Source organism: Micromonospora tarapacensis (genome assembly GCF_019697375.1).
GTDB classification, from domain to species: Bacteria; Actinomycetota; Actinomycetes; order Mycobacteriales; family Micromonosporaceae; genus Micromonospora; species Micromonospora tarapacensis.
Genome location: NZ_JAHCDI010000004.1, coordinates 5029538 through 5043450, shown reverse-complemented (window position 1 = coordinate 5043450; position 13913 = coordinate 5029538). Strand labels below are relative to the sequence as shown.

Here is a 13913-nt window from a genome sequence, read left to right as displayed (position 1 = left end):
TTCCAGGCGAATCGGGTGCCAACGGGCGACACCCCGGAGATGGCCGCTCACCGGCTCGGCCGTGGCGGTCCGACAACCGGGGGGCGAAACCTCCGCCGGTGATCGGCTCAGCCGAGTCCGGCGGCTGCCGGTCCGGGTGGTCGGCTCAGTCGGGCGGCGCCTCACGGGCGAAGGGAACGGTCGGGGCGACGGTGATGTCGGCCGGCGGACGTCGCTCGTCCGGCTCCGCCTCCTCCCCGGACCGGCGGCCGGCACGCCGTCGCCGTCCGACCGGGTCCGCCGGTGCACCGTCCGGTTGGGCCGGGAGATCGGCGGGCGCGGCCCGGGCGCCGGTCGGCTCGGGCGCGGCCCGGACGAGCGCGGCGGCGAACAGCAGGACGGCGGCGAAGGCGACGAGCAGGCCACGGCCGTGTTCCACGACGAAACCGGGGTCGTTCGAATACACGAAAGCCCGGCGGACCGTGTCGTCGAGCGTCGACACGGTCGCCGCCAGCAGGGCGAGCACGCCGGCGGCGAGTGCCAGGCCGGTCACCCGGGCATTGGCCCGTACCGCGGTGGTGCCGCGCAGCGCGAGCGCGACCGTGCCGCCGAGCGCGAGGAGACCGACCAGGTAGGCGCTGCCCAGCCCACCGCTGTCGGACACGCCGCTGGTCACCTCGAGCGGGGTGGCCGGATCCGGGCCGCCGTTGGGGATGGTGATCGTCGACCACTCGCCCAGCAGCGAGGCCAGTGCCGCCGCGGCACCGAGCCCGGCGAGCAGCACCGGCACCCGGTGGTCGTGGCCGAGGCCGGCGAAGGCCTGGCGGAACCGGCCGATCCTGGGCGACTCGGCCTCGGTGCCCCACTCGACGACGGTGGTCCCGTCGGAGCGGTCGTCCTGGCGGGGGACGGGGAGGTCGTGGGTCATCGTGCTCACCCTCTCCTGGTGGCCCGGACGCCGCGCGCCCGCCGCGCCGTGCAGGTCTGTGTCGAATCATGGCACAGCCGGTCCGCCGTGCCGAGGAACACCGACGCGCGGCCGGGGCGCCCGGTCGCCGGACGACGTCCGGTGGACTAGCGTCAGGTGCATGCCTATCCGTACCGCTTCCGCACGTTGGCAGGGCAACCTCACCGAGGGGTCCGGCACGATCCGCACCGGCAAGGGCGGGCTCCAGGGGAACTACTCCTTCAAGTCACGCTTCGAGGAGGGCGAGGGCACCAACCCCGAGGAGTTGATCGGCGCCGCGCACGCCGGCTGCTTCTCGATGGCCTTCTCGAAGGCGCTCGCCGACGCCGGCACGACGCCGACCTCCGTGGAGACCACCGCGAAGGTGCACCTCGACAAGACCGACGCGGGGATGACCGTGACCCGGATCGACCTGGAGACCGTCGGCGAGGCGCCCGGCATCGACGAGGCGCAGTTCGCCAAGCTGGCCGAGACCGCCAAGCAGCACTGCCCGATCTCCCGCCTGCTCTCGCCCGGCGCCGAGATCACCCTGACCGCCCGCCTCACGTCCTGATCCGCTTTCCCGCCCGCGTCGATCTTGCACTTTCGGTTGCGGTAATGCGTTCTGCATCCTTTTCTCCGTTACCGGGAGTGCAAGGTCGCGGGTCGGCTGGGGGAGAATGACGGGGTGGCGGTGGAGATGGGACGCGAGCGGTTCGAGGAGTTGGTGGGGGAGGCGCTGGACGAGGTTCCGGAGGAGCTGCTGGCGCTCATGAACAACGTGGTGATCCTGGTCGAGGACGACCCGCCGCCCGGTGAGGATCTGCTCGGTCTCTACGAGGGCCACGCGTTGACCGCCCGGGGCTGGGATTACGCCGGTGTCCTGCCGGACCGCATCCTGATCTACCGGAAGCCGATCCTGCGCATCTGCCACACCGACGACGACGTCGTCGAGGAGGTCGCCGTGACCGTGGTGCACGAGATCGCCCACCACTTCGGCATCGACGACGCACGCCTGCACGAACTGGGCTGGGGCTGACGGTGCCGCCACCCGCCGGGTCGGTTGCGGCCGGGCTCTACCGTCTCGGCCAGACACGGCGAGTACGGGAGGAACCCCATGCGCAGCGAGCTGTTTTCGGCGGCGAACCTGGAACAGGAGTCGGCGCAGCCCGGGATGCGGCTGCAGAACTCCAAGATGTTGAAGATCGAGCTTGCCGGCGAGGCGATGGCCCGGGTCGGTTCGATGGTGGCGTACCAGGGGCAGGTGCAGTTCCAGGCGCTCGGCTCCGGCGGGCTGGGCAACTTTCTCAAGCAGAAGCTCACCGGCGAGGGCGTCCCGCTGATGAAGCTCACCGGTCGCGGGGACGTCTTCCTCGCCGACTTCGCCAAGGACGTGCACGTCATCGACCTGGAGCCGGGGGACGCGCTCTCCATCAACGGGTCCAGCGTGCTGGCCTTCGACGCCACCCTGGGGTACGACATCAAGATGGCCGGCGGGGCCGGCATGGCCTCGTCCGGCCTGTTCAACTGCGTCTTCACCGGCCACGGCAGGATCGCCGTCACCACCCGGGGCACCCCGGTCGTGCTCAACGTCGACGCACCCACCTACGTCGACCCGCAGGCCGCCGTCTGCTGGTCGGCCAGCCTGCAGACGGGCTACCACCGGGCGGACCAGATCGGGCTCGGCACCCTGCTCGGCCGCAGCACCGGTGAGGCGTACACGATGAGCTTCGCCGGCCACGGCTTCGTCGTCGTCCAGCCGTCGGAGGAACCGCCGGTCATGGGCAGCGGCCAGCAGGATCAGGGTGGCGTGCTGGGCGGTCTGTTCCGATGAGCCGCACCCGGGTCCCGGACCCGGGTGCTCAGCTCAGCTCGCCGGCCCGCAGCCGCGCGAGCCAGGCGGCGGCGTCGGTGTAGTCGGCATCGGAGAGACCGGCCGGGGCGGCCACCGGGCGCTCGCCCGTCATCGCGCCCCAGCGGTGCCGGGGGTACGAGCCGAGGAAGCGGACATCGGCGCAGACCCGGCGCAGCCCCTGCAACGCCTCCCCGAGCCGGACATCGGCCAGATGGCCGGTGCAGTCGAGGAAGAAGACGTACCGGCCGAGCGCCTCACCCGTCGGCCGGGACTCGATCCGGGTCAGGTTGACGCCCCGGACGGCGAGTTCCATCAACACGGACAACAGCGCACCCACCCGGTCGTGCGCGATGTAGACGGCGAGCGACGTCACGTCGTCTCCGGTCGGCGGTGGAGGCGGGCCGGGCCGGGACAACAGCGCGAACCGGGTCACCGCGTCGGGGTGGTCTGCGATCTTGTCGGCCAGCACGGCGAGGCGGTGCCGGGCCGCGCCGATCGGGGCGCAGACAGCCGCGTCGTACTCGCCGTTGGCCGCGCCGGCCGCCGCCGCACCGTTGGAGAGCACGTCCACCACGATCGCGTCGGGCAGTTGCGTCCGCAGCCAGCCCCGGCACTGGGTGGAGGCCTGCGGATGAGCGGCGACGCTGCGTACCGCCGGCAGGGAGGTTCCCGGTCGGGCGCCGAGCACGAACTCCACCGGCAGGATCACCTCTCGGGTGATCATCAGCGGCTCCCCCTCGGCCAGCTCGTCGAGAGTCACCCCGACCGCGCCGCCGATCGAGTTCTCCAGCGGCACCAGGGCGGCATCGGCGTCCCCGACGCGTACGGCCTCCAGCGCCTCGCCGACGCTGCGGGCCGGCGTGCGGTTGCCCCGCTCGGCGGCGGGCACGGTACGCAGTGCCTGCTCGGCGAAGGTGCCCTCGGGCCCGAGGTAGACGAAACGGGTCGGCGGTGTTCCCGGCATGCGCCCAGCCTACGCAGCCGGGGTCGGCGACGAACTGGACGGCGACGGCGACGGGGTCGAGGGTGTGGGCGACGGGGTCGACGGAACCGGCACGGAGAGCCCGCCATCGTCGCTGCCGCAGGCCAGCGTCCGGATGCCGACCGGGCCGGCCACCCGCACCTCGACGGTGCACACGTCGGTGCCGGCGGTGACCAGGCGCAGGGTGCCGGTCTGCTCACGGGTGACCACCTGAAGCGGTTCGTATCCGGCCACGGCGATGGTGGTGAACTGCCAGCCGGCGGCGCACAGCGGACCGCTGCCGACGCTGACCTTCGCGTCCTTGGGCAGCAGTCCGCTGCGGCCACGCACCAGGCCGATGATCCGCTGCGCCGATGGGTCGCCCTGGCAGGCGACCGCGATCAGCCCCGGGTCGGCCGAGGGGCTGTGCGGGTCGGCAGTGGGCAGCCCGCCCGGCACCAGGGTCGGGGTCGCCGCCGTGCTCGGCGTCGCGGTGGGTGCCCAGGTCGGCAGGCGACCCGGCCCGTCGCGCACCTCCGGTGGCGCGCCGCATCCGGCCAGCAGGAGTGCGGCCAGCGTGACGGCGGTGGCCAGGCGCTGGCGTGGTGGCGGAGTCGGGCCGGCCGACCGGTCGGCGGCACGACGGGGTGGGATGGGCGGCACGGGGGCGTTCCTCGGGGCGGAGCGGGGGAGCTCGTGGATGGGCGGGCGGGTCAGACCTCGGAGAAGAAGGTGAGCGAGCCGGCGACGGTGCCGTCGGCGAGCACGGGTGTGGAGATGGCGTCGACTGTCGCGTCCGGCGCGCCCTCGGCCGCCGCCTCGATCCGCAGCAGCCCACGGGCCAGCCGGCCGGAGGAGAGCGCCAGCAGCGGCGGGATCTTGTCGATCTCGGGCTCGGCCAACTCGCCCCGGTAGGCGGTGAAGTCCAGCAGGCGCAACCCGCCGTCGAGCAGCGGCAGCCCGATCACGTCCTCCGGCGCACCCAGGCGCAGCAGGTCGCAGCCGGCGGCGGAGACCGCCATCACCAGGGTCTCGGCGTCGATGAGCAGGCACGGTTCGTCCGCGCGGGACACCGTGGCGGACCACCGGCCGATGTTGTCGTACCCCTGCTCTGTCGGTGTCCCTGCGGAGGGCACGAACACTTCCGAGAGCGAGAGTTCGACGTGGGCCACCGAGCCTCCTATGCACACCGAGGGTACGTCCACGCTAGCCGGTCGCGGCCAAGACCGCCGACCGCGTTGGGCGTCCGGAGCCGTCGGTGCTGATCAGTGCCCGGTCGACGACGGCGTAGGCCGGTGGAAGCCGTGCCGTGCCCGGCCGCGTGGCATCGCCGCAGACGTTACCGCCGCCCGGCCGGCTTGTCAGCGGCCGTTCGGCCGTCCTCGTACCACCGGTAGTCGGCCGCCGCGGAATACCCGCCGGTCATCCAGGTGCCGGGGTGCTGAGCCACCCGGGACAGTTTCTCGGCGGTGGCCGGGCTGATCCGGTTGCCACCGGCGACGAGCAACCGGTCGAGTTCCCGGTGGGTCGCCATGAGGCAGTCCTTGGGCAGGCCGTAGACGCTGATCACACCCGAACCCACGAAGGTGAGCACCGGCGTGACCGGGATCGGGTGGCCGACGGCGGCGGTCAGCGCCTTGCTGGCGCGCCTGGCGTCGCGGCGGGCCTCGGCCACGTACGGCGGACGCTTGCCGTTGATCTGCACGACGTCGCCGGCGACCAGGACACGAGCCCGGCCGTGATCGGCGATGGTGACGGCGAACAGCCCGCTCGGACCGATGGCGAGGAACCCGGCGCGATTGTCCTCGGTGTCGTCGAGCAGGATGTCGGCGGCGTCCGTGCGGGGCCAGTCGATGACGTGCCACGCCGGACCGAGGTGGTCGAGTTGGCCGAGCGCGCGGGCGCCGGCCGCCTCCAGGCGCCGGGCGCCCCGCTCGGCGCGGCGACGGCGGGCCCACTCCAACGGGGACGGGCGGGGGGCTGCGACCACCCCTGGCGTCTCGACCCGGGGGTGCGGCACCGACACGGGCGGCAGTGCCCGGGTGGAGGGTACGGCTCGACGAGCGGGGAAGACAGTCATCGCGACCTCCGGCAAAAGGTCCCTCGAAGTTACGTTCTCACTACCCTACGTTGCCGGTCCGGGTAGTCGGCAAGCCGGAGCGCCGGAATGACTGTGGATGAATGCCATATTCACCCACGGTCGTTTTACCGGATGCCGCCAAACCCTGCCCTACGCTGCGAAGGTGACCCACTACGTGGACAGTGAGGTCGGCCGACTCGGCACCGTGCTGCTGCACCGGCCGGGACCGGAACTCGCCCGGCTCACCCCGCGCAACAACGACTCCCTGCTGTTCGACGCTATCCCATGGGTCGGCCGGGCGCAGGAGGAGCACGACGCCTTCGCCGACGCGCTTCGGACCCGTGGCGTCGAGGTGCTCTATCTCACCGACCTGCTCACCGAGACACTGGCCGTGGCGGACGTCCGAGCCGAGTTGACCGGACAGGTGCTGAACTCGCCGCGACTCGGCGACACCCTGCGCGCCCGGGTCGCCGCGCACCTGGCCTACCTCGATCCGGCCGCGCTCGCCGGCGTTCTCGTCGCCGGTCTGGCCCACGAGGAGCTGCGGGTCGGCCGGGACCGCCCCGGCGGGCTGGTCTACACCCTGATGGATCGCCACGACTTCATCGTCGACCCGCTGCCGAACCTGCTGTTCACCCGCGACTCGTCACTGTGGATCGGGGACCGGGTGGGTGTGACGAGCCTGGCGATGCCGGCCCGGCGGCGGGAGACCACGCTTACCGACGCGATCTACCGGCACCACCCGCGGTTCGCCGGGACCCGGTTCGTCTACCGGCCGGGCCTGGAGCATCTGGAGGGCGGCGACGTGCTGCTCCTCGCACCGGGAGTGCTGGCCGTCGGGGTGGGTGAACGGACGACGCCGGCCGGTGCCGAACGGCTCGCCCGCCGGGTCTTCGCCGCCGGGCTCGCGCACACCATCCTCGTCGTCCCCATCGCACAGGAACGGGCGACCATGCACCTGGACACCATCTGCACGATGGTCGATGTCGACACGGTGCTGATGTACCCGAACGCCGCCGACACGCTGTCCGCGTACACGGTCATCGCCGGCACGGACGGCGAGGATCCGCGGGTGGACGGCCCGGCACCGTTCCTGCGGGCCGCCGCGGACGCGATGGACCTGGACCGGCTTCGGGTGATCGACACCGGGCTCGACCCGGTGACCGCCGAGCGGGAGCAGTGGGACGACGGCAACAACACCCTGGCGCTGGCACCCCGGCTCTGCGTCGGCTACGAGCGCAACGTCGAGACCAACGCGCAGCTGGAGCGGGCCGGGGTCGAGCTGATCCCGATCGCCGGTTCCGAGCTGGGCTCGGGTCGGGGCGGCCCACGCTGCATGTCCTGTCCCCTGCTGCGCGAGACCGGAGCCGCCGCGACGGCACCGCCCGCCTGAGCCGGGAGGCAGTCAGCGCAGGGTGAGTTGGCGGCCGAGGAGCCCTTGCCGGGAGCGCCGCGCGGCAGCGTCGAGCGGGCCGGTCTGCGCCAGCGCCTCCGTGTACCGCTTGGCGAAGTCGGCGACCGGGTCCTCCCAGTCGGCGGCGGGGGCGTCCTCGGGCAGGTCCCAGACCGGCACCAGCCGCCCATGGGCCCGGAACATGCCCGCGAGCTTCGTCCCTTCGCCGAGGGGCAGCGAGCCGTCGGCGCCGAGTCTGGCCAGCGCGTCCAGGGCGGCCTCCTCGGCCTCGGGCAGCACCCAGCGGACGTGGGCCTTCTCCGGCACCCGGCACCAGTAGGCGGCCCGCGCGGCGGCCAGCCGCACGGTGGGATAGATCGCCGCGTTGGCCCGCTCCAGGGAAGCCCGCACGGTCGGGTCCTCGGCGGCCTCCGGGGCCAGCCAGAACTCGAAACCCTCGTGCAGGGTGATCTCCAGCGGGCCGTCCACCAGGATGTCCTGGAGCCGGGGGCCGGGACCGGGCAGCGGCGGCACCGGAACGGGAGCGCCGGGCGCGGCCCGCAGCGCGCAGAGCACCGACTCGGCCAGGTCTCGGGAGACGTCGCCGGACTGGAGGTGGCGCTGGAGCCCGACGAGGACCTGGCCGTCCGCCCGGCTCATCGCGGGCGCGGCCATCGGGAGCACGGTGGCCAGGGTGACCGGCCGGTCGCCGTACTCCTCGGCCAGCGCCGGGGTGAGCCGCAGCGGCGCGGAGGCGGCCGGGACCAACTCCCGCAGGGCGATCCACCCGGCCTCGTCGACCAACCCCTCGAAGGGGCGGGGGACGAAGACGTCCCGGATCCGCTCGCGCTTGGCCGTCGGCGCGGCGGCCCGCTGGTTCTTTCGACGCTTGCTCACGGCGACACAGCCTAGAGGCCCCCGCCGGGCCGTGGGGCACGACCCGCCCTGCCGCAGCCGCCCGCCCTCCCGGCGCCGGCAGTGCGCGCCGGCTCAGCCCGCGGTCACCAGATCCGGCCGCTGCGGGACGGGGTCGAAGTCGGCCCAGACGCTCTGGCCGAGGCCGTCGCGTGCCACACCCCAGCTGCTGGCCAGGCCGTTGACGATGTGCAAGCCCCGACCGTCGGCCGCCGCCATGTCCGGCGGACGGATCCGCGGGCCGCCGACGGCACCCCCGTCGGTGACCTGCAGTCGGACCTGCGGCCCCTCGGGCGTCGTGCGCACCCGCCAGGCCACCCGGACGACCCCGCCCGGCAGCGGATCGGCGTGCCGGACGGCGTTGCCGACCAACTCGGCCAGGACCGCCACCAGATCCGCCAGCACCGCCGGAGACACGACCCCGGTCAGCTCGGCGGCGAGCCGATGCCGGGCGACCCGTGCGCCGCTGGCGTGCTGCGGCACCACCACGCACCAAGCTCGTTCGACCGCTCCCGTCGCCACTTCCGCCCCTCTTCCGCCCCCCCGTTGTTCCCGCCGGTTCACCTGCGGGGCAGCCGCACCTCGGCGACCGTACCCCCACCGGTCCTCGGTCGCAGGAATACCCATCCATTCTGCTGTTCAACGATCCGGCGGACGAGATAGAGGCCGAGGCCGGTGCCGGGATAGCGGCGCCGGTCGCCGGAGTCGCCCTGCCAGAACCGGTCGAAGGCGCGTTCGACGTGCTCCGGGCGGACTCCGATGCCGCGGTCGCTGACCCGGAAGCAGACGGTCTGGCCGTCCGCTCCCGCACCGATGTCGATCGCCGAGCCGGCTGGGGAGTACTTGCCGGCGTTGGTGGCCAACTCGGTCAGGACGGTGGCCAGGCTCTGCCGGTGTCCGACCGCCCTGGGCAGTTCGGCCGGCAGCTGGAGGGTGGTCCGGCGGCGCAGCTCCGCCGGCAGGTCGGCGACCGCGACCCGCAACGTCTCGCCGAGGTCGAAGGGGGCGGGTGGCCCGTCACCCGGCCAGGCCTCGGCTGCGGAGGAGAGCAGCCGGTCGAGCAGCCGGGCCAGCTCGTTGGCCCGTTGGCCGATGATCCGGGCGGCCTGCCGGCGGTCGGTGTCGTTCAGCGACTCCCAGTGGTCGGTGAGGGTGTCCGCGTACCCCTTGATGACGGTCACCGGGGTACGCAGTTCGTGGCTGGTGACCGCGACGAAGAGATCCCGCTCGTGGTCGTGCCGCTGCTGGTCGGAGATGTCCCGAAAGGTGACCACGCGCAGGGTGCCCGGGCCGGGCAGTTCACCCGAGGTGACCCGGAGCCAGCGGCCGTCCGGCAGGCGGTGGTCGAGGACCTGCCCGGACGGCGGGAGCGGGAAGGGTAGTGGCTGATTGATCGCCTCGGCGACGGCGCGGCCGGTGACCTGGGCGGCGGCCGGGTTCCAGAGCCGCACGTGGCCGTCGCGGTCCACGACGGCCAGTCCGTCGGCGAGCGCCGCCACCACCGGACCGTCGCCGTGCACCGGTAGGCCGCTCTGGTCGCCGTACATGTGGGCGATGCAGGAGCTGAGGTAACCGACCACCCCGCGTTGTTCGGCGCTGGGCTCCTCGTCACCGGCGGGGTAGAGAGCGTGCAGGCTGCCGACGGTGTGGCCGCCGATCTCCGCCCGGGAGACGACCATCCGTCGCAGGCCGCGTTCGACCAGTTCGGTGCCGAGCTGATTGGCCAGCTGCTCGGTCCGTACGCTCTGCAGGCGCGGCCCGGCCAGCAGGCAGCTGGTGACCGGGTCGCTGACCGGCAGCGGCCGGCCGACGGTCCATTCGGCGGCACCGGTGGCGGCGATCACCCGGCCGCCACTGGGTGCGAACTCCACGAACGCCATCCCCGCGGCGCCGAGCGCCGGTTGGGCCACCCGGAGCAGCTGGTTCAGGACCGGCAGGCCCGCGTCACCTGAGTTGATCATCTCGATGACGGCGGTGTGCCCGGCGATGAGAGCCGAGTAGTCGGTGCGGTCCGGCATGCTCCCGAGTGTGCACTGCCGCTCGCGTTCCCGGGCACCCCCGAGCGGACTCACCGGTGCAACCGGGCCAGCGCCTGCGCCGGGCGGTCGGTGATCACGCCGTCGACCCCGGCGGCCAGCACGAGATCGAGATCGGCCGGCTCGTTCACGGTCCAGACGTAGACCTGATTGCCGGCGGCGCGCAGCGCGGGCACCAGCCTGGGGCGGGCCCGCACCAGCGCGATCCCGGGGCCGGCGATGCCGGTGCCGAACGGCAGCCGACCCGACTGCATCCAGCGGGGCAGCACCTCCAGCAGCAGCACGGTCGGGAGCGCGGGCGCCAGTGTCCGCATCCGGCGTACGGCCAGCGCGGAGAAGGACATCACGGTGACCCGGACCGGAGCGTCGGGGCGCGGCTCGGCCAGGCCGTACCGGCGCAGCAGGGCGACCAGCTCGCGTTCCACGTTGCCGCCGTAGCGGGACGGGTGTTTCGTCTCGACCAGCAGCCGGACGGCCCGGCCGGCGGCGAGGACGGTCTCCAGCAGCCGTTCCAGGGTGAGCAGCCGGATGCGCGAGTCGTCGAGCACCTCGTCGCCGTCGGCCGGTACGCCGCCCGGATGCCAGGAGCCGAAGTCGAGTTTCTCGAGTTCGGCCAGGGTGCGGGCGCTGACCAGCCCACGACCGTTGCTGGTCCGGTCCAGCCGTCGGTCGTGTACGCAGACGAGGTGCCCGTCGCGGGTCAGCCGGACGTCGCACTCCAGCCCGTCGGCGCCCTCGTCGAGGGCGCGCAGGTAGGCGGCGAGGGTGTGTTCCGGCAGGTCGTACGACGCGCCTCGGTGCGCGAAGACGAGGGGTACGGCCATCGGTGGACGCCTACCGGACCTGGCCCGGCTGCCCGTCCGAGTCGAGCACCGGCCGTCCGGCGGCCGCCCAGTCGCCCATCCCGCCCGCGACGTTGCGCACCTGATCCCAGCCGTTGCGCATCAGGTAGGCGACGACCTGGGCGGAGCGCCCGCCGGAGCGGCAGATCACCGCCACGTCCCCGTCGGTGGGGACCTCGGCGAGGCGGGCCGGCAGTTCCATCATCGGCAGGTGGTGGGCGCCGGGTGCGTGCCCGGCCGTCCACTCGTCGTCCTCCCGGACGTCGAGCAGGTACGTATCGTCGGTGATCTCGGAAATGGTCACGGTGGGTATCTGAGGTCCGAACACGGGTACCAAGCCTAGTGCGGTGGCCAGGAACGTTGGCGGCCCGGTAAACGTTACTGGCCACCGCACTAGAACGCCCCGGGGTGACCGCCGCGACCGGCAGGCAGACATCGACGGCCCGTCCGGTTCAGCCGGCCGGTGGGTTCAGAGCCGGGTGACCCAGCGTGGATGGGTTCCGGCCCACTGCGGCATCCGGGTGCCGCGTACCGCCTCGAACAGGCCGTCGCCGCCGTTGTCGAGCCGGACGTAGGACACCTGGTCGATGGTCTGCGGATAGGACGGCACCTGAACACCGCGCAGCCCGTCGGTGGCGAGGCCGTGCAGCGCGAGCAGTAGATCCTCCACCGGCACCCCGTTGGTGTCCATGGTCAGCGACTCGCCGACGGCCTGGATGAGCCGGTGGATCTGGACGGGGTTGGCGCGCAGCCGGGTCTCCCCGGCGCGTTCGAGCATGGCTCCCAGCAACTGCTGCTGGTGGGTCTGCCGGTCGTAGTCGCCCCCGGGCAGGTCGTAGCGTTGGCGTACGTAGTCCAGCGCCTGGGCACCGTCCATCCGTTGGCAGCCGGGGTGGAAGACCCGGTCGGTGTGGATCGAGCGGACCTCGTTGCGTACGCACATGTCGACCCCACCGAGCAGGTCGATCACGTCGCGGAGGCCGGCGAAGTCGACCAGGGCGGCGCCGTCGAAACGGATTCCGGTGAGCCGGGCGAGGGTGGCCGAGAGCAGTTGCGCGCCGGCCTGGCCGCCACCGCCGTACTCGTAGGCGGTATTGATCTTGTCTTCGCCGCCCGGATAGCCGCCGCCGGGCGGGATGGTGACCAGCAGGTCGCGCGGCACGGAGACCAGGTAGCCCTCGCGTAGCCCGGCCGGGACGTGCACGATCAGGATGGTGTCGGTGCGCTGTTGCGCGTCGCTGTCGCCGGGCCTGCGGTCCGATCCGACGAGCAGGTAGTTGATCGGGCCGTCCAGGTCGGTGCGGTCGGTGCGGGCGCTCGGGTCGAGCAGTTGCTCCCGGGCCACCGTGCGCTGGTACCGGTCGGCCAGCACCCGGAGGCCGACCACGCTGAGCGCGGCCAACAGCAGCACCGCCAGCCCGATTCCGAGCAGTACGCGGGGCCACCGCGAACGCCCGGAGCCGCCGGGTGGCCGCTTTCCGCCTGCTTGCGCCGTCCTGGCCGTGACGTCCCTCCCGTCAGCCTGACATGAATGCGACTCACGTCAGGCTACGAGAGATCTACGGACGGTGACGGCTGTTCGGTGATGTCACCGCGCCGGTCACTTCCGGGAGGAGATCACCTCAGGGTTGTAGAACACGAACTCGGCCAGCTTGTCCTGCCGGACCGCGTGGAACATGTCCAGGGTCTGCTCGCTGAGTGCCTCGTTGCCGTTGCCCTTGGCGTTGTACGTGCCGCCGTTGGTCTTCAGCATGATCAGCTCGTTGCCGGTGACGCCACGCATGGTGAAGACGAAATCCTCCACCGCCACGCCGCCGGTGTCCAGGATGAACGCCTTGCCGGCGGCCTTGATCAATTCGTTCAGCTTGCCCAGATTCGTCAGGCTGCCGTTCTGGGTGGCCTTCTTGGCCATCGCCTTGATCAATTGCTGCTGGTTCTGCTGGCGGTCGTAGTCGCTGTTCGCCAGGCCGTACCGCTGGCGGGAGAAGTCCAGTGCCGCCCAGCCCTCCATCTCCTGGCAGCCCTTCTTGTGCACCACCGGGGTCCTCGGCCTGCCGGTCTTCTTCGCGTCGGCGTTCCACATCGGCTCACCGTCGACGTACGACATGTGGATCGACTTGACCTCCTGCCGCGGGCAGATGCGCACCGAGCCGAGGGCGTCGATGACGTTCCTGAAGCCGCCGAAGTTGATGATCGCCGCGCCGTCGAAACCGACTCCGGTCATCCGCTTGATCGTCTGGGCCATCAGCTGGGCGCCGCCCTCCCAGCCGCCGTCGTTGCGCGCGCCGGCCTGGAAGGCCGAGTTGATTTTGCCGACGCCGCCCGGATAGCCGGTCCTGGGGAACGGAGGGATCTGCACCTCGGTGTCCCGGGGGATCGAGATCAGGTACGCCTGGTCGTGGGTGGCCGGAATGTGCAGCACGATGATGCTGTCCGCCCGGACGTCGTCGGCGTCCCACCGCTCCCGGGCGTCCACGCCCAGCAGCAGCATGTCGATCGGGCCGCTCAGGTCGGCGCCACCCTCCGCGCTCGTCTTGCCCGCCTCGCCGAGCAGGTTGCGCTGGGAGATGCTGCCGGTGGCCTGGCCGATCACCGCCTTGCTGCCGACGATGGCGACACCACTGGTCATCATCAGCGTGGCGCCGACGATCACGGTGAGCCGGGCCCACAGCGGATCCTTGCGCCGGGTGCGTCCCTTCCCCCCGGGCCGGCCGGGCTTCGCACTGCCGGAGGGGATCGGAGCGGTGCGGGACGCGCGAGGCGGCTCTAGCAGGGAGGGGCCGTGAACCGGCATTCGTGCTCCAGCTCGTGTTCGCTTCGGGGGGCGGGAACACTCTACGTACGCATTCCCGTGGTGGCGAGTTCGCTTGGCGGCCAGTTCACGTTCTCTGGCACGTCATCCTGTC

The 13913-nt window shown here is 72.4% G+C and carries 15 protein-coding genes and 1 pseudogene; 4 read left to right on the top strand and 12 right to left on the bottom strand.

What is annotated here, in order from left to right; translation table 11 throughout:
* Positions 1-145 precede the first annotated feature (145 nt).
* On the bottom strand, positions 146-907 hold the full coding sequence (locus tag KIF24_RS29210) for a hypothetical protein (protein WP_221086760.1): 762 nt from the start codon (positions 905-907) through the stop codon (positions 146-148).
* Positions 908-1067: 160 nt separating this feature from the next.
* Between KIF24_RS29210 and KIF24_RS29205 the strand changes: the two genes are divergently transcribed.
* From KIF24_RS29205 to KIF24_RS29195, 3 genes are all read left to right on the top strand, one after another.
* Positions 1068-1499, top strand: coding sequence for an OsmC family protein (locus KIF24_RS29205; protein ID WP_221086759.1), 432 nt, complete (start codon positions 1068-1070; stop codon positions 1497-1499).
* 120 nt (positions 1500-1619) lie between these two features.
* The gene (locus KIF24_RS29200; protein WP_221087611.1) at positions 1620-1964 is read left to right on the top strand and encodes a metallopeptidase family protein; all 345 of its coding nucleotides are present in this window, start codon (positions 1620-1622) and stop codon (positions 1962-1964) included.
* Between the two features lie 78 nt (positions 1965-2042).
* Positions 2043-2759, top strand: coding sequence for an AIM24 family protein (locus KIF24_RS29195; RefSeq protein ID WP_221086758.1), 717 nt, complete (start codon positions 2043-2045; stop codon positions 2757-2759).
* Positions 2760-2787: 28 nt separating this feature from the next.
* Here the strand turns inward: KIF24_RS29195 and pheA are convergent, their stop codons facing one another.
* The 4 genes and pseudogenes from pheA to KIF24_RS29175 form a co-directional block, all read right to left on the bottom strand.
* Positions 2788-3744: a prephenate dehydratase gene (gene pheA / locus KIF24_RS29190; RefSeq protein WP_221086757.1), complete on the bottom strand. Its 957-nt coding sequence runs from the start codon at positions 3742-3744 to the stop codon at positions 2788-2790.
* Positions 3745-3843: 99 nt separating this feature from the next.
* Positions 3844-4335, bottom strand: a pseudogene (locus KIF24_RS29185) (hypothetical protein); the annotation flags it as partial.
* 119 nt (positions 4336-4454) lie between these two features.
* On the bottom strand, positions 4455-4913 hold the full coding sequence (locus KIF24_RS29180) for a hypothetical protein (RefSeq protein WP_221086756.1): 459 nt from the start codon (positions 4911-4913) through the stop codon (positions 4455-4457).
* Between the two features lie 167 nt (positions 4914-5080).
* Positions 5081-5821 (bottom strand): hypothetical protein, encoded by a 741-nt coding sequence (locus tag KIF24_RS29175; RefSeq protein ID WP_221086755.1) that lies wholly within the window; start codon positions 5819-5821, stop codon positions 5081-5083.
* A gap of 163 nt (positions 5822-5984) precedes the next feature.
* On the opposite strand from KIF24_RS29175, the gene KIF24_RS29170 reads away from it, so the two are divergent.
* The gene (locus KIF24_RS29170) at positions 5985-7214 is read left to right on the top strand and encodes an arginine deiminase (RefSeq protein ID WP_221086754.1); all 1230 of its coding nucleotides are present in this window, start codon (positions 5985-5987) and stop codon (positions 7212-7214) included.
* Positions 7215-7226: 12 nt separating this feature from the next.
* Here the strand turns inward: KIF24_RS29170 and KIF24_RS29165 are convergent, their stop codons facing one another.
* The 7 genes from KIF24_RS29165 to KIF24_RS29135 all read right to left on the bottom strand — a co-directional run bounded on the left by KIF24_RS29165 (position 7227) and on the right by KIF24_RS29135 (position 13801).
* On the bottom strand, positions 7227-8111 hold the full coding sequence (locus KIF24_RS29165) for a DUF5926 family protein (RefSeq protein ID WP_221086753.1): 885 nt from the start codon (positions 8109-8111) through the stop codon (positions 7227-7229).
* A gap of 93 nt (positions 8112-8204) precedes the next feature.
* Positions 8205-8618, bottom strand: coding sequence for an ATP-binding protein (locus tag KIF24_RS33630; RefSeq protein ID WP_331461321.1), 414 nt, complete (start codon positions 8616-8618; stop codon positions 8205-8207).
* A 71-nt stretch (positions 8619-8689) separates the two neighbouring features.
* Complete coding sequence (locus KIF24_RS29155; RefSeq protein ID WP_221086751.1) at positions 8690-10147, bottom strand: PAS domain-containing sensor histidine kinase; 1458 nt, start codon at positions 10145-10147, stop codon at positions 8690-8692.
* Between the two features lie 50 nt (positions 10148-10197).
* Entirely contained in the window at positions 10198-10989 is a 792-nt protein-coding gene (locus KIF24_RS29150; protein WP_221086750.1) for a glycerophosphodiester phosphodiesterase, read from the bottom strand.
* Between the two features lie 10 nt (positions 10990-10999).
* Positions 11000-11335, bottom strand: a complete 336-nt coding sequence (locus KIF24_RS29145) for a rhodanese-like domain-containing protein (protein ID WP_221086749.1) — start codon at positions 11333-11335, stop codon at positions 11000-11002.
* A 141-nt stretch (positions 11336-11476) separates the two neighbouring features.
* Complete coding sequence (locus KIF24_RS29140) at positions 11477-12418, bottom strand: LCP family protein (RefSeq protein WP_456238346.1); 942 nt, start codon at positions 12416-12418, stop codon at positions 11477-11479.
* Positions 12419-12607: 189 nt separating this feature from the next.
* Entirely contained in the window at positions 12608-13801 is a 1194-nt protein-coding gene (locus KIF24_RS29135; protein WP_221086748.1) for an LCP family protein, read from the bottom strand.
* Positions 13802-13913: the final 112 nt, after the last annotated feature.